The sequence below is a fragment of the Dyella kyungheensis genome (genome assembly GCF_016905005.1).
Lineage (GTDB): Bacteria > Pseudomonadota > Gammaproteobacteria > Xanthomonadales > Rhodanobacteraceae > Dyella > Dyella kyungheensis.
The window spans coordinates 1,093,010-1,113,164 of sequence record NZ_JADIKC010000003.1 but is presented as its reverse complement, the minus strand read 5'-3'; the positions used below and the strand labels follow the sequence as shown (position 1 = coordinate 1,113,164).

Genomic DNA, 20,155 nt, shown 5'->3' with positions numbered 1-20,155 from the left:
CTTCGACGGCAGAGTCTCGGCTATCCCTGTGCGGCTGCAGCGTTGCTCGCTAGCTTGTCCATTCGTCACCGGTGACGACGGACGGCGGAAGCTCGGCCAGGGCCTCGGCCGGCCCTTCGAGCTGCCAGATGTGCATGCAGCAACTCCACCCGTAATCCTCGGAGACATGGTTCAGCGCAGATCGCCATCGTGCAAACCACGCATCAACGGCAGCGACTTCGTTCCGGTCATCCACGACGACGATGATATTGGCTCTTGGCATGGCACCTGCCCCTATCGAATCAACATCCCATTCAGATCACCCTGAAGCTCAAACGAGTCGCCATATCTGCAGGAGCTCGTGAGCCCCATTGATGGCGAATTGCACCCCGATGCACACCAGCAGAAAACCCATCACGCGTGATAGCGCATCCACACCGCCTTCCCCCAGCCACCGCAAGATGGTGGTGGCACCACGAAGGCAAGCCCAGAACTCCAGCGTAAAGAGCACCGCAACCGTTATGACAGCCAGATGCACCGAGTAGGAATAGCTACGCGTTGGAATGGTTGAAGCAGCGCTAATAATGAAGGCAATCGTGCCGGGTCCCGTGGTACATGGCATGGTCAGAGGGACGAACGAAATGTCACGCAGCGGCATGGTCGGCATATCGTCGGAGCCCGCTTCCGGAGCCCGCGGTTCTCTCGTGCGATCCGGCGGAAACAACATGCCGAAGCCGATATACGAAACGATCAGGCCGCCGGCCAGGCGAAGCCCGGGAATCGAAATGCCAAACAGGCGCATCACCACACTGCCCGCATAAAAGCTGACCAGAAGCACGATCGCCACATAGATGGCAGCACGAAACACCTGCCGATTTCGCTCCGCTTCCGGGTAACGCGCTGTCAGCGCCAGCAGAACCGTGGCACTGGTCACCGGATTGGCGATCGTCGTCAGGCCCAACAATCCCACTGCAACGTCATTCAGAAATCCATGCATGGATGGCTATCTAAGCGAACGAATTCCATGGGTGCGTTATCCACTTCTTTCGATGATGGAAGCGTGACCGGCAAACGCCATCGATCATCGAAGTATCCATGTCGACCATCGAGCAGAACGACGCAGCGAAGGTTCTTCTCCACCAGCACGCCACTGCATAGTCGACTACGGAAGTAGCTCTACTCATCGCACTTACATGTTTCCACTTAGTGAGCGCAATACACGGATAAAAAGCGGTTTATTTCTTCCTATTTCATTAACGCCAATTCGGCGACGATTGCATAAACGTGACGAGACCAAACTAGAAAGTCCTGTTCGACGAATCGAAGTTCGTCTCCTGGCAAGTCATCAACGTGAGGGAACTCCCATGATCAAGTTTCCGCAGCTATGCGTACTGGGCGCGGCACTCCTGGCGGCAGGGTGTGTATCCCAGCAGAAGTACGATGAGTCGCAGCAGAAGAATGCCGAACTGGAGGCGCAGTACCAGCAGCTCAACGCGAGCATGGGTAGCGAGGTGCAGTCGCGCGACGTGCGCATCTCGCGCATGCAGGACGCGATCAAGGTTTCGCTCAACGACCAGCTGCTGTTTCCCTCGGGCGGCTGGCAGATTTCCGAACAGGCGAAGACCAGCATTGCCAAGGTCGCCAAGATCCTTGCTCCTCATCAGAAGAACACGATCAACGTGAGCGGTTACACGGACAGCACGCCCATCGGACCGGAACTGATGAAGCAAGGCATCACGAGCAATCTCATCCTGTCGCAGAAACGCGCGGAGAATGTGCAGCAATTCATGATCTCGCAGGGCGTCAACCCGAGCCTGGTGTCGGCCAAGGGCTATGGCGAGGAAAACCCCATCGCCTCCAACGACACGCCGGAAGGCAAGGCACAGAACCGCCGTGTGGAACTCACCGTCGCCAGTTCGGGCGCCGGCAACTAGATCGGTGCGTACGTCGGACACGATGATGCGGACCATCGGTTCGCATCATCGTCTCCCCTGAGTCGATCCCTTGAGCCCTCACATGACCCAGGCGATCGAGCAATACGCCCCAACATCCCACGCACCTGCCGCAGTCTCGCCCCTACGGATTGACTGCGACCGCCAACGCCTCGGCGTAAGTGATGCGGACCATGTCGCCGACTTTTAGCTTGGAGAGCCGGGCCTGGCGCGACGGGTCTCTCACTTCGATGACGCGGGGTTTGCCATCCGCCCCGGTCAAAGTGACCGTATGTTTGGTGAGATCGACCGCTGTCAGCTTGGCTGTCACGGTCACCGCCTGCTCGGCCGTACCGCCGGGCTTGTTGCTTTTCTCGTCCCGGGTGATGCCGCCCTCGACCTCGGTACCCGCCTGCGCACTGTCGGCAGGAAGCAACTCGAGCGCGACGGCGTGTTGATAGGTCATGGTGATCTTGTCGCCGACCTTGATCTGATCGAACCTCGTGGCGGCCGGTCCCACTTCGACCGTGTCTTCCTTGCCAGCGGCCGTTCGAAGGGTTACCAGGCGCTTTTGATGATCGATCGACACCACGGTCGCCTTGACGGTCTCCGTCTCATTGGCCAGCTCGTGGGCTGTCGCCGTCACGGGCGGAGCCTGCGTAGAGCTTTGCGCGTGCACTGACAGGTTAGGCACACCCGTCACAACGACAGCCAGAAGCAAGCAACGCGGGTAGTCGAAGGTTTTCATGGAACCATCTCTCCGTCGGCGACCAAGGGAAGCGCGCGTGTCGTGAGCGCGCCCCCTCCTCGGGAGGCACGCACACGGTGATTTTCGGAAACCGCGCCAGAATCACCCAGCGATGCGCGCTTAGGCTGGTTTTCAGCATGAGTCGAAATCGCCGGCATATCCAGTGGCTAATTACTGATAATCACTGTGTAGAAATACGCAAAATAAATGCACACGCACGAGTTTGATAATCCAATTAATCACGATCCTATCAGCGCGTAGATCTACTTATGCCTTTAGTCCGGCAAGTTTTTGCTGGGCATTGCCAAATAATTACGCCAATATGGTCTGACGACTAGATCTTTGAGGTGGTCATCATGCGTGACCGTTCCGATTATCTTTTTGCCCGCTGCCCTCTCGTATCTGGACTCGTATTTACCTTTGGCGCTGCATTTTTCACGGCACCGGCGTTCGCGCAGTCGGAAGATTATTGGGATGGAAACTGGCATGGAAGCATCACGCCCTACGGCTGGCTTCCTGGCGTTTCCGGGGAGACCCGATACCAACTTCCCAGTGGCGGCCCGGAAGTCACCGTCAAGAACAAAAGCGATCCCCTGAGCAGTCTCAGCGGAGCGCTGCTGCTGGAAGGCGATATTCGCAAGGGAAACTGGGGCCTGTTCGGCGACATCGACTGGATCAAGTTCTCCAACGAGAAAGGCCGCTTCACCTCCATCGGCGGCGAGCGCTTCGGCGCGGACGCCAACCTCGACACACGCTGGGGCATGAAGGGCGGCCTGGTGACCCTGGCCGGGTTGTACACGATGACGCACGGCACGCTCGGCTATGCCGACCTGCTCTTCGGCGCGCGCTACGTGTGGTTGAAAGGCAACATCAGCTGGAACCTCAATGTGGTGAACAATGCGGATGCGTTGATCCTGCAAGGCAGTGGCCACCTCCACAATCAAACGCATGCCGGCAACGCCATCATCGGCGTGCGCGGCCGCTGGACGCCGTTCGCCGGCACGGGCTGGTACTTCCCGTACTACGCCGATATAGGCACCGGCGATTCCGACAACACCTACCAATTGAACATCGGCGTGGGCTACGGGTTCCACTGGGGCGATATCGCGCTCAGTTACCGCGAAATCAAATACGAGCAAGGCGGAAGCGACAAGTTCCTGAAGAAAGCCCAGATCAGCGGGCCCAGTTTCAATTACACCTGGCACTTTTGAGATTCGATCCGGGCCAGGAGGTCTCTGGCAGGTCCATCCGACAGGCGCTATCGATGTCGAGGCACCTTGCTTACTCCGCGGGACATGAAGCCATTTGATGGTTGGCGGACGTCACGCAAGGGGCGAAACAGATACGAAGGAATTGTCCAATGACACGGCTGCGTCCACCGCCTCTCACGCGAGCGATGGGCGCAGCTCCAACGCGCGGTGTACGTCTGACCTCATCGATCATCGAGGCTGCACCAGGGAGGTGTGCCATGACTGACCACTCTTCGTTTCAAACGAAAGACTTGCCGTCATTCCGGGTGCTTTTGGCAGACGCCGATCAGCGCGTCGCCGAGGAAATGGCCGATATGCTTTCTCCGGTCATCGGTTCCTTTGAGATCGCACACGACGGAATAACCCTGGTCAAACGCGTACTCACCGGCGCCATCGACCTGGTCGTTTCCGATATCACCCTGCCGATGCTCAGCGGCTTTCAGGCCTTGCAGCAATTGCGCGAGAAGGGATCCAGCGTGCCCTTCATTGCGCTATCGGCACACGGCGATCCGGCCGTCACGCGCGAAGCGCTGCTTTCCGGCTGCAACGGCTATGTCGTCAAGCAACTGGTCAGCGAAGAGCTTTGCAGGGCAGTCGAGGCAGTGGCGCATGGCTATCAATATCTGAGCCCGAGCGCGCTCACCGCGATCATGCTCGCCCCACCGCCGACTCACCGGCTTTCGCGCCGACAAGGACAGATCATCAACTGCGTCGCCGACGGCTTCCGTACCGCGGAAATCGCGGCCTCGCTGGGCATCTCGCCCCGCACGGTGGAAAGCCATCGACAGGCATTGCTGCGTCTGTTTGGCGTGCACAACAGCATCGCCCTGATCCGCGAAGCGGAGAAACAAGGGCTGGTGCGCCAGGGCATGACCAGGCGCATGGCAGACGTGTCGCTGGACCCTGCCCTGAGCTGAGTCGCGCACGGCGCCAGGGCGTGCACACCATCGCGGCAGCTGTGGCAACCATGCCCCGCCGCTTACCGCCGCCCTCAACGAGGTCGATGCCGTGAGCCGCACTTCCAACAGCGCGCTGCGGAGCCGCGCTAGGTAAAGGGACGAACCCGTCCCTGGTAGAAATACGGTTGTCCAGGCGGACAGACGCGAGAAGACTGATCGTTGCTTCGCGCCGGTTTCTCACGGCCCACGATGGTCACGAAGCACGCTGGAGCAGCCTATGGTTCTGCCCGACACCCTCAATCGGCCATCCGTACTGATCGCGGCCAGGTCGCCGCACGACCGGTTCGCCCTGGCCGACATGCTGAGTCCGCTGTATGCGCTCGAACTTGCAGGCACGACGCAAGAAGCATGGGTGTGCCTTGGCACCCAGGGGCTGCCAGATCTGGTCTTGCTCGACGAGGATTTCTCGGAAGACTCGCCTTCGGTCTTCTGCAAGCAATGGAAGGCGCTGCCCGCCACCCGCACCATTCCCGTCATCGTGCTACGCGGCCAGGGAAGCACGGTCACCGAATCCCTGGCGGCTGAGCTTGGCATCGACGAATGCCTTGTCAAACCCGTCGACCCCACCGCGTTGAGGCATAGCGTCGCCCACCAGCTTCAACTCAGCGCCGCGGTGCGCGCCACCAAAAGCGGACGGAGCAACCTTGAACAAGAGATCGACCAACGCTCCAGGGAGATCAGCATCCTGAAAGAGATCGCCGTGCTGACCATGGCCTCGCTCGCGGAGATTCGCCATCTCGAAACCGAGAGCCACGCAAGGCGTACCCAGAATTACGTGATGGCCCTGGCCGACCACCTGGCATCGCATCGACGGTTTGCGGACCAGCTCGACCCGGAGGCGCGCGCACTCCTGCGCAACTCGGTGCCCTTGCACGACATCGGAAAGATTGGCGTGCCCGACGCCATCCTGCTCAAGGCCGGCCCGCTAAGCCCGGACGAGCGCGAGATCATGAAGACGCACACCACGCTGGGCCGCGACGCCATTCAAAGGGCGGAAGATCGGCTCGGCGTCCACGTACCCTTTCTGGCCGTGATCAAGGAACTGACCTATTGCCACCACGAACGATGGGACGGTCACGGTTACCCCGAGGGAAAGGCCGGCGACGACATCCCGCTCTCGGCGCGCCTCATGGCCGTGGCCGATGTCTACGATGCGCTGATCACACGGCGCGTCTATAAAGAACCCATGTCGCATGATCAGGTCGTGGCCTATATCGAGGCGAAGCGGTCAACCGATTTCGATCCCGACATTACCGACGCGTTTGTCCAGATGCAGGCGAAGTTCCGCGATATCTCCAACCGCTTTTCCCGGGCCGGCGAAAGTAGTCACTAGGTCGCCCGATTCGCCTCGGGAGCCCCATGCTTTCAGGGACTACGTCGGTGAATGATTCCCCGCCCCGGTACCCGTCCTCCGCTCCAATCGGGAGATGAACATGCCCGCGCCAACCCCACTCAGCTTTGACCGCGATATCCGCCCTCTTTTCACCGGCATGGACATCGCCCATATGAAAAAGAGCATGGACCTCAGCAGTCGCGACAGCGTCTTCCGGCACGCGGACGCCATCTATCAATCGGTCGTCAGCGGTCACATGCCGCCCGCGTCGTGCGGTGAGCCGCGCTGGACAGCGGACATGTGCGCGACGTTCAAGCAGTGGCAGGAGCAAGGCGGCGCGCCTTAGAAGCACCCAGCCACGCGCAAGAGCCGCAAGCAGCGTTAACCACGAACATGCACGTGCCTCACGAAGGAGGGGTTACATCATCGGAAAAGCCGGAGATATCCATGTTGCAACTGAATCCCCCTCTTCCGATGAACACGCCCAAGGGCGAAGGCTTCGCCCACATCTTGACCGACTACGGGCCGGAGTCGGATCTCTATTGGACGGTGATGATTACTGAAACGGGGGAAATATGGACTTTTTCCAACCGTGAAGTGCGGGCATCCAAGAACATCACGCTGGGCCGCGTCGCACCGCGCCCGCCGCCGATCGGTTCGAAGGCTGAGGAAACAACCGCAGCGCGAAACCTGAAAGCGGCCCCGTAGAATTCCACGCCATACATGCCTTTGCGTCCACCGGCCACGAACCAGCCTGCATAGCGGCTTTCCTGGCCGTCATTTGGCAACCGGGGATTTCTTGGCGTTCTTCTTGCCCGGTCGCTTTTGAGCCCGTTGTCGATTTCAATGAACCCAGGCGACCGCGACAGCGCCTCCCGCACGGGGGCGCCATCGATCAGCGGTCGCAGGCCTTACATCTTCAGGCTCTCTATTCGGGCAGGCTGACCACGGGCACGAAGCCGCCGAAGATCATGCGTTTGCCGTCGAACGGCATGTCGCCCATGCCCGGCATGCGCGGGTCTTCCATGATTTTCTTCATGCCGGCATCGCGGGCAGCCTTGTCCGGCCATTCCACCCACGAGAACACCACCGATTCGTCCGCCGTCGCCTGTACCGCGCGACGAAAATCGGTGACCTTGCCCTCGGGCACGTCGTCGTTCCAACACTCCATGATCCGGATGGCGCCGAACTCCATGAAAATGACGTCGAAGGTACGCGCGTGCTCGATGAATTTCTCGCGGTTGGCGTTGGGTACGGCGATCACGAAGCCATCGATATAGGACATAACTGTCTTCTCCTCGGCAAAAAGGGCGACCGGCATGGCCGCCTTCATGAGTTCGACGAACGAGTGCGGGCGGAATCGACACGGGCCGGATGCCAGCCGGGCCAGCCTCGCGCCGGAAGCGGACGTTGCCAATCTCACCGATGGCCTAGATGCACCCGGGGCGAGCGTGCGCGGTCACCAGTTCCAGCGGAAACCCAGCTTGCCGTCCCAGGCATCGAAGTCCTTGCTGCCAAAGCCGCGCTGGTAACCGAGATTGGCGTAGAACGAGGTGTTCTTGTCCAGCTCCCAGGTCATTCCGGCGTTGAGCTGCCACCACGAGCCCTTGATGCTGCCCTCGAACGGCACGAAGCCGTCTTCGGACGAGAACGAGGTCGTCGGCTGTCCCTTGAACTCCTTCCAGACGTTGAAGCGCAACCAGCCGGTGAACAGGCGGGGACTGCCGTTCGCGGCGGGCTCCAGCTTCCACGTATCGGCCCAGCGCAGGCCAAGTCGCGCTGCCAGCGAATCGATATCGTCGAAACGAACCGTGGCCGCCACATCGCTGGACTGCCCGTCGTTGAAGTGCTGGTAGATCACCTGCGCCTGCGGCTCCCACACCTGCGATTCGTCATGAAACGGATAGCCGCCTTCCAGCGACGCGGCCCAGCCGAAGCCGGAATGGTGCAAGGCCAGCCCTTCCATCGATTGCGCGCTCGACTTGGACCAGGTGCCCTGCCATACCGCGTCGAGATATTGGCCTTCCGTCCAGAAGTGGGTCCAATACAGGCCGAGCGATTGCCCTTTCACCACATCGCGGCCCGCGTTGGTGCCGTCGTAGTTGGTCACGTCGCTGCGGATGCGGCCGGTACCGAGATACAGGCCGGCGTGATCGCGCTGCTGGTTGTCGTGCTGCTCGGCGTAGACATCGAGGCCCGCCTGGAACGCTTCGATGTTGTAGTCGTATTTGGGGCCGCCATCGTAGATACCCTGTGAGGCACCGGTGACGTCGCCGTCCTCGCCGATCACCCGCACCCACAACGCATTGAAGGTGTTGCCCGAACTGAAATCGCTGCGATCGCGCAGTTGCTCCTCCTCGCCCACACGTTCGTGCAGATTGCCCAGCGTGGCCCAGCCGTAACGCAGCGCCATGCCGGGCAGCGCGGTGTACAGCGACACCTCGGGGCGGTAGTTGGGTATCGACGGCGTGGCCGGTGTCTCCGGCTCCACGGGTGCAGGTACCGGCGGCGGCGCCTCGGGCTCGGGTGGCGGTGCCGGTGGGTTGTTGGGATCCGGCGGCGGTGCGGGCGGTGGCGGCGCAGGCGGCGGCGGAGGATCCGGAGGCGGCGGCGGTGGCGGCGGTGGCGGCGGACACTCGGGAGATGTGCTGCCCTCGCAGCTCCTCGTCGAGCGCAGGAACCAATAATCCTCCGTGCCAGGCGATACGCCGCCGCGCTGGAGGGTGTACTCGTAGGGGCCCGCCACCACGGCACCGCTCAGCGCGAACGCGTCCCCCGTGGTCGTGCCGCCGTTGGCCACCTCGACCACCGGAATGCCGTTGGCACTGGTGAGTGCACCGGGACCTCCCACATTGGCTACCGCGATCAAACCGTTGCCCCGCGTGGTGCCGCCATCGATGATCAGGCGATCGGTCGGCGAGCTGTCGTCGCCAAGATAGGTGTTGATGCCCAACGTGCCCGGATCGCTCACGTAGTCGTGCACATACAGGCTCTTGAACACGTCGTTGACCGGCGCGGTGAACTGCACCAGGCCGCTGTTGCTCAGCTGCCCGGAAAGCACGGAGCTGGCCGTTATCGTCCAGCTGCTGGTGGCATCCACGGTGACGTTGGTGGCGTAGAAGGCTTCGCCGATCCAGCTCGAACGATCGGTGAGCGTGATGTTCGCCTGGCTTGCGCTATCGGCCTGGGCCAATCCGCTCAACTCACTGCCAGCGGAAGCAAAGATGTCCACCTTGGTGGCTTCGCCGGTGCCCGGACTGATCGCGAACGCATCCACCAGGCCGGCGTCGCCACTGATCTTCGCTCCCTGGGTTGCCGTGAACAGCAGAGGGCCGGTCGCTTCGATCGCAAAGCTGTCGCTGCTCAAGCCGCCACCCGTAAAGCTCACCGAGTCCTGCAGGCCCTTGGTCTGGTTCACCGCGTAGAGGCCGTAGGCGCCGCCTGTGCCACTCACCTGCGTGTTGGTGAAATTCATCACGCTCGGAAAAGTCGTGACCTGGTTGTTGGACGGGTTCGCATAGCCCCAGAGGTAAAGCGCGCCATAGCCGCCGTTGCTGGCGACGGTCGAGTCCGTCACGGTGTATTGCCCGTTGGCGTAAGCCATCAGCCCCCAACTGCGCGCGCCACTCGCCGTCACGGTGTTGTTCGCCATCGTCGTGAGGCTGGCGACGCTACCGTGCGCACCTGCGTAGGCGCCATAGCTGCCTGCCGCGTTGGCGTTGATGGTGGTGCCCGTACTGCTGATCTGGCCGCCTTGATTGAGCAAGCCGGCGCGATAGGAACTGGCGTTAACGGTGCCGAAGATCGGATTGGTGACCAACGATGATGTGCTGAGACGCCAGAGCTGCGAATTGTTGGTCGCGTTGATAGTGATCACGCTGGCACCCGTCAGCGTCGCGCTCGATCCCTGCACCCACACGCCGAGTGCCGCGCCTGCACCGCCCACCGTCAACGTGTCTGCGGCGGCCGAACCGCTGTTGATCACCACAAGGCCCGAACCGGCGGTGCCGCTCGTGCTGTTGAAGGTCATCGAGAGTCCGGATATGGGCGCGGCCATCGTCGTGCCATCCACCGTCATGCCCACGCTGCTGGCGCCGTTGAAGGTCAGCGATATCGGCGCTGTGGCGTTGAGTTGCCCGCCCCGGTAAAGGTAAACGCCCAGCGAGCCCAGACCACTCATCGTGATAGGCAGACTGCCGCTCACGTTGATGGCGGAGTTCGCCCCAGAGGCACCCAGGCCCACGGCATTGGTGAAGCCGCTGGTGTAAAGCCGGTTGCCACCGAGGAAATTGATGACGCCACCGCCATCGACCGCGGCGCCATTGCCCAGCGCGGTTCCGCCGGACAGGAGCGGGTCGTTGAAACTGGTGGCCGAAATATCGATGGAACCGCCGATCGCCGCAGCGGCGAATCCGCGATTCAACACCGAGACAGTGCCGCCGGCCAGTTGGATGGTGCTGCCGCTGCCATTGGCAAATGCGGCGCTGCCATTCCTGGTGACGATGTTCACGCCGTAGGGAACCCGGATGGTGCCGCCGTTGGCGTACAACGCATGGCCGGAATCGGTATAGAGCACGATGGCACCCGGGCTGGGTCCTGCGCTCGTGTCCACGTTCAACGTCCCGCCTGCCGTGACGTTGGTGGCGTTCGCCGTCGATGGCGTGCTGGTACCGCTGCGCACATCCACCGTGGTGTTGCCCACGAGCGTGGTCGTGCCACTGCCGACATTGACGGGTGCAGTGATCGTGCCCGGCCCGACGACTTGCGCCATGGCAGCGGGAACGAAGACAGCAGGCGAAGCCATCGATGCAGCGAGGATGGTTCGTATGCAGCAGGCAAGCGGGCAGCCGCGGGTATCCATGGCGTTGGTCCCCTAGAAACCAAGCGGATACTGTGATCGCTGACGCAAGCCGCGGGCAACCGTAATTCCACGGGGTTGCACTCTGTATTTCTACCGCTGACGTCCCTTCGCGACGGCCAATGTGCGTGAATCCTCTGCACGTTGACGGTCGGCCGTGAGTCGCGCGAGAGAACATCGAGTCCCCTCGATCGCCACTCATCCTCTAACGGCGCCTTCACTTCATCACCGCTTCGCACTCGCCGCCCCGTCACGACAGGCGATTCAGGATGCCGCATGAATCGTGGAGTCACATGCCATGAAAGCCCGCGAGAAGGCGGTAGGTTCGACCTCGCCGGCTAAGGACGACACCTCATCGACCAAATCGGAATCCTGGTGGCAACGGCTGGGTGCCGGGTTCGTCACCGGCGCCGCTGACGACGACCCTAGCGGTGTGGCGACCTACTCGCAGGTCGGCGCCAAGTTCGGCTATGCCCTGCTGTGGATCATGTTTCTCACGATCCCGCTGATGATCGCCATCCAGATGGTGAGTGCGCGGATCGGGCGTGTGACGGGGCGAGGCCTTGCCGATAACCTGTCGCGCAATTTTCCAAGCGCCGCGGTGTGGTCGCTGGTCGCCCTGCTGGTGGTGGCGAACGTCATCAATATCGCTGCCGACATCGCCGCAATGGGGGCGGCAGTGCAGTTGCTGACCGGCGGATCTACGCTGGCCTACGGTGTCGGATTGGCGGCGCTATCCACCGCGCTTCAGGTGTTCGTGCCGTTCCACAAATATTCGCCGTTCCTGAAAGTGCTGGCACTGAGCCTGTTTTCGTACGTGGCCACCGTCTTCGCAGTCAAGGTGCCCTGGGGAGAAGTGCTGAGGTCAACCGCCCTGCCCCATATTCAGTGGAACGTCGATTACCTGACCGCCATCGTTGCGGTGCTTGGCACGACCATCAGTCCGTACCTGTTCTGTTGGCAGGCCGCGCAGGAAGTCGAAGAGATCAGGGACAGCGACGAGCGCGAACCGCTGAAACACGCGGACAGCCAGGCGCCGGATGCCTTCAAACGCATTGCCATGGATACCAGCGTCGGCATGATCTTCTCGAACCTGGTGGCCTTCTTCATCATTGTCACGGCGGCGGCCGTGCTGCATGCCCACGGCAAGACCGACATTCAGTCGACCGCCGAGGCTGCCGAAGCGCTCAAACCCACCGCCGGCCGTTTCGCCTTTCTGCTCTTCTCCCTTGGCATCGTCAGCACGGGCATGCTCGCGGTTCCCGTGCTGGCAGGCGCGACCGCATTTGCCGTGGCGGGCGCCACGCGCTCGACTTACGGCCTCGCCCATAAACCGCGCGAGGCAAAACTGTTCTACGCCGTGCTCGTGGGCGTGATGGCTGCCGGCACCGCCCTCATCTTCACGCCGGTGGACCCCATCAAGGCCCTCTATTGGAGCGCGGTGGTCAATGGCGTGTGCGCCGTGCCACTGATGGCTGCGATGATGATTCTCGCGCGACGCGAAGAGACCATGGGCAAGCATGTCGTCGGTGGATGGCTCCAGGGCCTCGGCTGGTTGGCGACTGCGGTGATGGGCGTCGCGGCCATCGTGATGTTCGCCACGCTGGGAAAGGGCTGACAGCGTGCAGTGGAAAGTGTGGGCGCTATGGCTTGTTACGCCATGTCTTTTACCGGGCCTGGCGCGCGCTGGCACCGGCGCCTACCTGGTCGACGATGCGTCGATAACACCGGCCGGACAATGCCAGGTGCAGAGCTGGCTGCAAGTCCTCTCAGGCGGTCAACAAGCACTCTACACGCTGCCTGCCTGCAGCACTGGTCCAGTCGAATGGTCGCTGGGCCTCGCGGGTCAAAGCTCTCCCTATCAGCACCAGGAAAGCCCCGCCGTGAAATGGATGATCGTCGACGGCGAACACCATGCGTTGGGCGTGGCCGTGAACGTGGGAGCGACATGGTCCAACGGACACGTCACCTCCAAGAACACCTATGCCGCGCTCACCTGGACACCCAACAGCGACAGTCGATGGGCGCTGAACATGGACCTGGGAGAAATCTTCGCTCCCTCGAAGGGCTGGCGTCCGTTATTCGGCGAGGGCGTCAAATACAAAGCGACCGATGACCTGGCGGTGATCCTGGAACATATCCGGCCGTGGAACGGCCTGTCGCTGACGCAGGCGGGTGTCCGCTGGTCGTTCCGCAAAGAGGATAGCCTCGACCTGATCGCAGGTCGCAGCGATGCTTCGACGCATAGCCGCTGGGTCACCGTCGGTCTCAATGTGGCCCTGTAGCAGGCGGGGATCAACGCTGTCGGCCACGCCGATGCTAGGGAGCATCCTGGTTGTTCGTTTTCACTTCTTGCGGGCCAGTCAGGACGATTGGCACCGAGGGTGTGGCTTGACCCGAGGATATCTCCTCGATGTACAGCTGGACGGCGATGTGCACTCGGTTGCGGACATCGGCCTCATCCAGCCAACCATGCATAAGCCGGCCCTCGCGTGAAAAACTGTCTTCTCCACGCCGGAGGGAGGCCCGCCACCTCGTCTCCTCCCCCTCAACAACATAGCTTGCGTTGTAGATGACGCCCTGGTGCACGCCGACGATCTCAAGCATCGCTGGATTTCCTCGTGGCCCGTTATTGCCACGAAAGAATAAAACGGGCCGACGAACCAAATGGTGAAGAATTTCGTGTTTAAAGATAAGGAGGCGGTTAAACCAAGCCTCATACGCCGCCCGCGCATTGAGTTCAAGGCTAAACCGCTACCGGGACCACGCCTTCGCCGTGGAGTGCCTGCTGCACGGCACTGAGCACTTCATGCTGCAACCGCGGCGACGTCCTGGCCGTCAGCGCACCGTGCACGGACACCACGACGCCATTGGCGGAAAAACCCACCACATCGACCATGGGAGGCGCATCGCCAGGCAGATCGGTGCGGCGGCGAAGTACCCCGTCGATAAGCGCAATCGTCTTGTCCAGGTCGATGTTGAAAGGCAGCGCGAAGCGATAATCGAACGGGTGCTGACCCGTGAGGCTGGCGTTGTAGATCGGGTTGCCGCCCACCGTGCCGTTGGGGATCACCACTTCCCGATTGTCCGCGGTCCGCATGTGCGTATGCATGAGGTTGAGCGACTCGACGGTGCCATCGATACCGTTCAAGGTCACCGTGTCGCCCACGCGAAATGGCCGGAATACCACCAGGATCACGCCCCACGCGATATGCGACAACGACGAGTTGAGCGCCAGGCCAATCGCCAATCCTGCCGCACCCACCGCCGCCAACAGCGAGGTGGAGGGGATGCCGACAATCTCCAGCGATTCGACCAGCACCAGCACCAGCACCGCGGTAAAGGTGATATTGCGCAGAAATCCCGCAAGGATGGGATCGGTGTGCTCATGCTGCAGTACGCGTGACGAGGCGCGGCCCAACCATCGCGCCAGCCACCACCCGATCAGCGCCACCAGCAGCGCGCAGGCGAGGCGCACGGCCCAGGTGGTAAGCATGGCCGGCGTCAACCCGGTCACAGTCCATAGTTGATGCATGGCTCACGCCCTCCTTCTTTTGAGGGCGCCATTAATAGTTTTTCCACCGTCAATATCGACTCATGCGATTGTCGCGAGCGCCCTCACGGGAAATATTGCGACGCGTTTATCGGCACCATCCGGCGCTGCCCGCCTGCATATGAAAATGCCCCGCATGGGCAGCGTTGTAATCAGGCCCGAGCACGATGCCGAAATAGGAGCACGCCTGAGCTTGCGCGTCGCGCAGGAACGGCCCAGCCGGCGGGCGCCGCCAATCGCGCGCCACGGTGATGTCATCGCCGTTCTTCAGGCGAAAGCCGGTGACGTCGATGGCGCGCGCCTGCGCATGGCTGCTCAGCGCACTGCCGTCGTCGCCTTTGACGGCGCGGCAGTTATAGCTGCCCACGTGCTCGATGGTGCTGACGCCGCTGCCAAACGCCGCCTGTGCGCTGGGCTGGAGCACATGCAAGTCCAGCATCACCAGCGATGCGGCCAATGGACAGGTCACCACGGTCGGTCGCTCAAGCCGGGCCACGCCCGTGCTCCGGAGCATCACGCCATGCTGCCATCCGCATCCATCCGGCGCCTGCTTGTCGGGTACGGATGTGAATGACGCACCGCTGCGCTCCAACGCAGCGAGGCATTGGTCTGGCGCCCGAGCCAACCGATACAGGCGAAAGCGCGTCAGCCAATCCGGCTCGGCGCGCAGATCGAGCGCAGCCCAGGGGTTGTAGTGATAAGGCGGACGCCAACCCGCCGCGAGCACCGCAGCGGCCACCAGCACGATCAATGCGAATGTCCATGCCAGATAACGCACCGTCGCTCCCGATCACCCGCATCCAGTGCACGCGCGCGATGTCCCATGCGATCAAGACCGCCCTCACCCGCCGCGCCCGCCACACGCGTGGCCGGTGATATAGCTCACCGATGATGACGGAGGCATCACATCGATGTGCGCGAGCTGGCGGCTGCTCGGGCCGCAAAAGAGACGGACGACCCATGGAATAACCACGTCCGTCGCGGTCGCCCGTTAGCGCCTGGCCTAACTTTTCTCGGCCGGACTGCCACCGTTGCAGCCTAAACGGCGAACCCCGCATTGACGGCAGCTTCTCGCCCTTGCGCCCGTGGCCTCACGCGCCTTGTCGCACGATGTAGCGACCAACTCAGCCAAGGGCCGCATCATGGACGCCATCCAATTACTGAAATCCGACCACAAAGAGGTCAAGGACCTTCTTGAGGAGCTGTCGGAAACGACGTCTCGCGCGGTGAAGCGACGCGCGGAGCTGATCGACACCATCCAGCACAAGCTGCACGCGCACACCACCATCGAGGAAGAGATCTTCTATCCGGCCTACCGCGAAGCGGGCGGCAAGGAGCAAGAGAAGATGTACTACGAGGCGCTGGAAGAACACCGCGCCGCGGAAGACCTGGTGCTGCCCGACCTATTCAAGACCGAGCCCAACTCCGAGAAATTCTCGGGCCGCGCGAAAGTGCTCAAGGAACTCATCGAGCACCATATCGAAGAAGAGGAAGGCGACCTGTTCAAGCAGGCGAAGCAACTACTCGACAAGGCCACGCTGCAGTCGCTGGGCGAGAGCATGGCGGAACGGAAAAAGGAGCTGCTTGCACAAGGCAAGCAGCGAAAGGGAAATGGTGCCAGGGACAATTAGGGAAATGGTGCCAGGGACAATTAGGGAAATGGTGCCAGGGACAATTAACCGAAATGGTGCCAGGGACAATTTGCCCCGAAATGGTGCCAGGGACAATTAGCCCCCCTGCTGCGAAATGGTGCGAAATGGTGCCAGGGACAATTTGCCGGGGGCAATTAACCCCCTTCGAAATGGTGCCAGGGACAATTAACCCCCTAACTCGCTCAATCAACGAGTGGACGATAGGCGCGGATCGCAGGCTTCGCCCTCTCCAGATCGTATCGAACTTGCGAAATGGTGCCAGGGACAATTTGCCGGGGGCAATTAACCCCCTTCGAAATGGTGCCAGGGACAATTTACCCCCCAACTCACTCAATCAACGAGCGGACGATAGGCGCGGATCGCAGGCTTCGCCCTCTCCAGATCGTACCGCGCTTGAGGTGCCAGCCAATAAAAGGCGGTGGTGTCGAAGATGAGGGAAAGGCGCAGCGCGGTCTTGGGAGTGATGGGGTGGGTGTCGGCGATGAAGGCTTTGATGTGGTCGGCGGGTATGCCAGTGCGACGGGCGAGTTGGGCGGGGTTGAGTGCGTGCGGGATCAGGTAGGCGTGCAGCAGGATGTCGCCGGGGGCTCGCAGCGGTTGCGAGGGGTCCACTTCCGAATGCGGGGTGAGCTGGATCAGTTCCACGGGTATTCCTCCCTGTCGGACACGGCCGCGCAGCGGATAGGCGCTTACAGCGCTCCGTGTCAGTGAATGCTTAATAGCTTCGTCGGTGATCACCCGAGTGCGGCGCATCGCCCTGCCGGCCGATGCGCTGCAATGGCGATCATCGGAGGCGTGTGGTGTTCACTCGAGGCTCTTCACCGAGCAGGCGGGCGTACTGCTGCAGACAGTGGATCGCCGTGCCCAGGCTGGCTGTGACGGCCACGGGAAGCGGCCATAGCAGTGGCCTGCCGGGGAATCCCCGCGCTTGCGCGTGGCGGCACTGCTCGCTGTCGAGACGCAGGCGCGTGAGGGCGAGCACCGCCAGGGCGATATCACCGCGAGTGCTGTGACGCAGGGTTTCGGGCCATGCCACCGCTGTGGATGACGGGTCATCAGGCGCAGGAGTGAGGATGTCGTCAGGGGGAACGGACGAGCGAATACGTACCGTATGATCGTGGATAGCCATGATCAACTCCTAAGAAGTTGTTGATGGTTAGCGGGTCGTGGGTGTTGGTAGCACTCACGGCTCGCGCCTCATGACTTGGGAGTCATGGTCATTCGCGATGGCGTGCAACGCGACAGCGCGAGTGACTAGGTGACCGTAACAAGCGGGGTTGGGAGCGTCTGTCGGGGATCGGTGAGATGGGTGTCCGCCTGGGTGAGGCGGTATGTGACGGCGCCGGACCGATCGAATGTCGGTGAGAAATGGTGCCAGGGACAATTACCGGTGGACAATTTCAGGAGATGGGCCATGGATAATTTACGGGCGATCTCCCCTGTCCGAGACAAATTCTGCGGGACGTCTGACACCGCGTTGCCTCCTCGGATGATGGCAAACTGAAGCTCGCCCCTATCGTTACAGGCCCCCTGGTAGGCCATGCTTTCGAGCATGGCTCGCCCTCCGCGTCACGATATTGCCGACATTCCGCAGCACGTCGTGCAGCGGGGAAACAACCGACTGCCATGCTTTCTCGACGACGACGATCGGCAGCGCTATCTTCAGTTTTTGCGACGGTCCCTGCCACGTTTTGGTTGTCGACTGCATGCCTACGTGTTGATGAGCAATCACACCCATCTTTTGCTTACGCCGGGTGAGCCAGGTGCGATATCGCGATTGATGCATGCGTTCGGGCGCAATTTCGCGAGTTACTTCAACGACCGCCATGGGCGCACAGGAACACTGTGGGAAGGCCGCTATAAGGCCTGCCTGGTGGATTCGGATCGCTACTTCCTGGCATGTAGCCGCTATATCGAACTCAACCCTGTGCGCGCATGGATGGTGGCGCATCCAAGCGACTACCCCTGGTCAAGCCATGGCGCCAATGCCGACGGGTGTGCGGACACACTGCTCACACCGCACTCGGAATACCTCGCGCTTGGTCCGGATGCCTCCACGCGTGCCGCCAATTACCGCGCGCTCTTCGATGAAGCGCTTCCCGATCATCTTGTCGCGGAGATTCGCAGCTATCTACATCAGCAGAAGGCGCTTGGAACCGACCGATTTCGCTCGTGGGTGGAGGAACGGACTGGGCGCTTCGCCGCAGTGCGCCCCGCAGGTCGCCCGACTGGTTAATTGTCCCTGGCACCATTTCCAGTCGCGTGCCGCCAATTACCGCGCGCTCTTCGATGAAGCGCTTCCCGATCATCTTGTCGCGGAGATTCGCAGCTATCTACACCAGCAGAAGGCGCTCGGAACCGACCGATTTCGCTCGTGGGTGGAGGAACGGACTGGGCGCTTCGCCGCAGTGCGCCCCGCAGGTCGCCCAGCTGGTTAATTGTCCCCGGCACCATTTAGAAAAGCCGCCGTTAATTGTCCCTGGCACCATTTCCCGATTGTCCCTGGCACCATTTCCCGGGCACCATTTCCCGGTCCCAGCACCAATCTTCTTCGGTAATTGTCCCTGGCACCAATCTTCTCAGCGAGAAAACAATCGTTTGCGGTGCGCCCCGATGAAGATCGCCAGCGCTTCTTCGTCACCGTTCCTACAAACCTTCATGGCACCAAAAAAAGCGCACCGCTAGCAGTGCGCTTTTTCTACTGAGTGCCGCTTTGACTATTGATACGTCATAGTAAAAGTGGCATAGGCTTTGACGGTGCCCGCGTTGATCGTAGAGTCCGTCTGCACATAGGCCGCGGTCAGGGGAATAGCGATATCGCCGCCGCTTGCCTGCATCGTCGTGACAGCCCATTTATTGGGGTTGCTCGAATCGGCGGGGCCAAAATGCACCGCGTTCGCACCGTTGTAGACTCGGATGGCTACGCCACTGGCGCTCGATGAAGGATCCAACGGCAGAAGATCGCTGGTGTTGGTGGGATTATTCAAATCCGTCAGGCCAACGGAAACTGGAGTGCTCGTGCCTGGATCGCCCGCGCTGCAATGCAAAGTAATATTGAAACTGGCTTTGGGTATCGTCGAGGTGGTGCCAATGCCACTGAAAGTACTGACGCCAGCCGTCCCCATGGGTACCGGGATAGGATTCGGCGCAGTGACGGTACAGGCCGGGTTGTTGACAATAATGTTGATGGCACCCGTCATCTTGAACACCAAGACCAAGGTCTGGTAGCCCTCGGACCAGGCGCCAGCCACGGTATTGCTTACCGTCGAACCATCCGCCGCGGTAATCGGGTATCCGCTGAAGCTGCCGCTGCCCACGGTGTTCGCGGTCTTGTAGAACTGAATATAGGCATCGGCGTAGGTAATTGATTGACTGATGCTACCAATAGTGACGGGGTAGTACGGGGGCGGCACGCCCGACGTAATCTTGTATCCGATACCCGGGATGGTCGTCGGATAGACGATGTCGGTAGGAGCCGTGCGGGTATCCGCCGAACCACGAAATACCGTGCCGCTGCCCGAGGTGCATTTCCAATATGTCCTCAGGCCCGGATTACCGATACTCATCGTTATCGGCGGGCCTATCGGTGTGCCAATCGCACCCGCGATCTGAGCAGCCGTGACGTTGAGGGTAAACCCGGGAAACTCATAGATTCTGTAATTGGGAACAAGCGCTGGGCCATTAAGGGCAGCGGATACCGTGCAAGTAGCCCAGGCGTGCAGAGGCGCCACAAGCGTCGCCAGTGCAAACAGCGCAAGCGCTCCGATACGTTTTGCCGACCGGCGAGCGCCAGGTGCGGCGCATTGTTCCATCTTCATTTCGGTGTTCCCATCCGCCGTGGCGAATTCGTCAATATTTTTGTTCATCACATTCTCGCTTGCCCTTGTGCGGT

20 protein-coding genes, 1 pseudogene and 1 CRISPR repeat array are annotated in these 20,155 nt (G+C 61.3%); of the genes and pseudogenes, 10 read left to right on the top strand and 11 right to left on the bottom strand.

Going from position 1 to position 20,155, the window contains the following annotated elements; genetic code table 11:
* Nucleotides 1-49: 49 nt before the first annotated feature.
* Nucleotides 50-262 (bottom strand): hypothetical protein, encoded by a 213-nt coding sequence (locus ISP20_RS09720; RefSeq protein ID WP_204635820.1) that lies wholly within the window; start codon nt 260-262, stop codon nt 50-52.
* A gap of 48 nt (nt 263-310) precedes the next feature.
* Entirely contained in the window at nt 311-976 is a 666-nt protein-coding gene (locus ISP20_RS09715) for a MarC family NAAT transporter (RefSeq protein ID WP_204635819.1), read from the bottom strand.
* A gap of 367 nt (nt 977-1,343) precedes the next feature.
* Between ISP20_RS09715 and ISP20_RS09710 the strand changes: the two genes are divergently transcribed.
* Nucleotides 1,344-1,913: an OmpA/MotB family protein gene (locus ISP20_RS09710; RefSeq protein ID WP_204635818.1), complete on the top strand. Its 570-nt coding sequence runs from the start codon at nt 1,344-1,346 to the stop codon at nt 1,911-1,913.
* 142 nt (nt 1,914-2,055) lie between these two features.
* Here the strand turns inward: ISP20_RS09710 and ISP20_RS09705 are convergent, their stop codons facing one another.
* Entirely contained in the window at nt 2,056-2,658 is a 603-nt protein-coding gene (locus ISP20_RS09705) for a hypothetical protein (RefSeq protein ID WP_204635817.1), read from the bottom strand.
* Nucleotides 2,659-3,014: 356 nt separating this feature from the next.
* Between ISP20_RS09705 and ISP20_RS09700 the strand changes: the two genes are divergently transcribed.
* The 5 genes from ISP20_RS09700 (at nt 3,015) to ISP20_RS09680 (ending at nt 6,908) form a co-directional block, all read left to right on the top strand.
* Nucleotides 3,015-3,869 carry a hypothetical protein gene (locus ISP20_RS09700; RefSeq protein ID WP_204635816.1) on the top strand — a complete coding sequence of 285 codons (855 nt, stop codon included), beginning with the start codon at nt 3,015-3,017 and terminating at the stop codon, nt 3,867-3,869.
* A 149-nt stretch (nt 3,870-4,018) separates the two neighbouring features.
* Nucleotides 4,019-4,825, top strand: a complete 807-nt coding sequence (locus tag ISP20_RS09695; protein ID WP_204635815.1) for a response regulator — start codon at nt 4,019-4,021, stop codon at nt 4,823-4,825.
* A gap of 259 nt (nt 4,826-5,084) precedes the next feature.
* The gene (locus ISP20_RS09690; protein ID WP_204635814.1) at nt 5,085-6,200 is read left to right on the top strand and encodes an HD domain-containing phosphohydrolase; all 1,116 of its coding nucleotides are present in this window, start codon (nt 5,085-5,087) and stop codon (nt 6,198-6,200) included.
* A gap of 100 nt (nt 6,201-6,300) precedes the next feature.
* Nucleotides 6,301-6,546, top strand: coding sequence for a hypothetical protein (locus ISP20_RS09685; RefSeq protein WP_204635813.1), 246 nt, complete (start codon nt 6,301-6,303; stop codon nt 6,544-6,546).
* Between the two features lie 101 nt (nt 6,547-6,647).
* Entirely contained in the window at nt 6,648-6,908 is a 261-nt protein-coding gene (locus ISP20_RS09680; RefSeq protein WP_204635812.1) for a hypothetical protein, read from the top strand.
* A gap of 220 nt (nt 6,909-7,128) precedes the next feature.
* On the opposite strand, the gene ISP20_RS09675 is transcribed toward ISP20_RS09680, so the two are convergent.
* The gene (locus tag ISP20_RS09675) at nt 7,129-7,485 is read right to left on the bottom strand and encodes a DUF1428 domain-containing protein (protein WP_204635811.1); all 357 of its coding nucleotides are present in this window, start codon (nt 7,483-7,485) and stop codon (nt 7,129-7,131) included.
* A gap of 174 nt (nt 7,486-7,659) precedes the next feature.
* The gene (locus ISP20_RS09670) at nt 7,660-11,061 is read right to left on the bottom strand and encodes an autotransporter outer membrane beta-barrel domain-containing protein (protein ID WP_204635810.1); all 3,402 of its coding nucleotides are present in this window, start codon (nt 11,059-11,061) and stop codon (nt 7,660-7,662) included.
* A gap of 295 nt (nt 11,062-11,356) precedes the next feature.
* On the opposite strand from ISP20_RS09670, the gene ISP20_RS09665 reads away from it, so the two are divergent.
* Together ISP20_RS09665 and ISP20_RS09660 are read left to right on the top strand one after the other, a co-directional pair.
* Entirely contained in the window at nt 11,357-12,676 is a 1,320-nt protein-coding gene (locus tag ISP20_RS09665; RefSeq protein ID WP_204635809.1) for an NRAMP family divalent metal transporter, read from the top strand.
* A 265-nt stretch (nt 12,677-12,941) separates the two neighbouring features.
* Nucleotides 12,942-13,343 (top strand): hypothetical protein, encoded by a 402-nt coding sequence (locus ISP20_RS09660; protein WP_204635808.1) that lies wholly within the window; start codon nt 12,942-12,944, stop codon nt 13,341-13,343.
* Between the two features lie 34 nt (nt 13,344-13,377).
* On the opposite strand, the gene ISP20_RS09655 is transcribed toward ISP20_RS09660, so the two are convergent.
* The 3 genes from ISP20_RS09655 to ISP20_RS09645 all read right to left on the bottom strand — a co-directional run bounded on the left by ISP20_RS09655 (nt 13,378) and on the right by ISP20_RS09645 (nt 15,389).
* On the bottom strand, nt 13,378-13,665 hold the full coding sequence (locus tag ISP20_RS09655; RefSeq protein ID WP_204635807.1) for a hypothetical protein: 288 nt from the start codon (nt 13,663-13,665) through the stop codon (nt 13,378-13,380).
* Nucleotides 13,666-13,804: 139 nt separating this feature from the next.
* Complete coding sequence (locus tag ISP20_RS09650) at nt 13,805-14,593, bottom strand: mechanosensitive ion channel family protein (RefSeq protein WP_204635806.1); 789 nt, start codon at nt 14,591-14,593, stop codon at nt 13,805-13,807.
* A 106-nt stretch (nt 14,594-14,699) separates the two neighbouring features.
* Nucleotides 14,700-15,389: an extensin family protein gene (locus ISP20_RS09645; protein ID WP_204635805.1), complete on the bottom strand. Its 690-nt coding sequence runs from the start codon at nt 15,387-15,389 to the stop codon at nt 14,700-14,702.
* A 364-nt stretch (nt 15,390-15,753) separates the two neighbouring features.
* Here ISP20_RS09645 and ISP20_RS09640 point away from each other — a divergent pair.
* Nucleotides 15,754-16,191 (top strand): annotated as a pseudogene (locus ISP20_RS09640) (PA2171 family ribosome-binding persister protein); the annotation flags it as partial.
* A gap of 28 nt (nt 16,192-16,219) precedes the next feature.
* A CRISPR array of direct repeats spans nt 16,220-16,432; the repeat unit is 23 nt; unit sequence GAAATGGTGCCAGGGACAATTAG.
* 161 nt (nt 16,433-16,593) lie between these two features.
* Here the strand turns inward: ISP20_RS09640 and ISP20_RS09635 are convergent.
* Nucleotides 16,594-16,908, bottom strand: coding sequence for a HigA family addiction module antitoxin (locus ISP20_RS09635; RefSeq protein ID WP_204635803.1), 315 nt, complete (start codon nt 16,906-16,908; stop codon nt 16,594-16,596).
* Between the two features lie 139 nt (nt 16,909-17,047).
* Entirely contained in the window at nt 17,048-17,392 is a 345-nt protein-coding gene (locus ISP20_RS09630) for a hypothetical protein (protein WP_204635802.1), read from the bottom strand.
* A 411-nt stretch (nt 17,393-17,803) separates the two neighbouring features.
* Between ISP20_RS09630 and ISP20_RS09625 the strand changes: the two genes are divergently transcribed.
* Nucleotides 17,804-18,499, top strand: coding sequence for a transposase (locus ISP20_RS09625; protein ID WP_239535473.1), 696 nt, complete (start codon nt 17,804-17,806; stop codon nt 18,497-18,499).
* 481 nt (nt 18,500-18,980) lie between these two features.
* On the opposite strand, the gene ISP20_RS09620 is transcribed toward ISP20_RS09625, so the two are convergent.
* Nucleotides 18,981-20,129: a fimbrial protein gene (locus ISP20_RS09620; RefSeq protein WP_204635801.1), complete on the bottom strand. Its 1,149-nt coding sequence runs from the start codon at nt 20,127-20,129 to the stop codon at nt 18,981-18,983.
* Between the last annotated feature and the right edge of the window lie 26 nt (nt 20,130-20,155).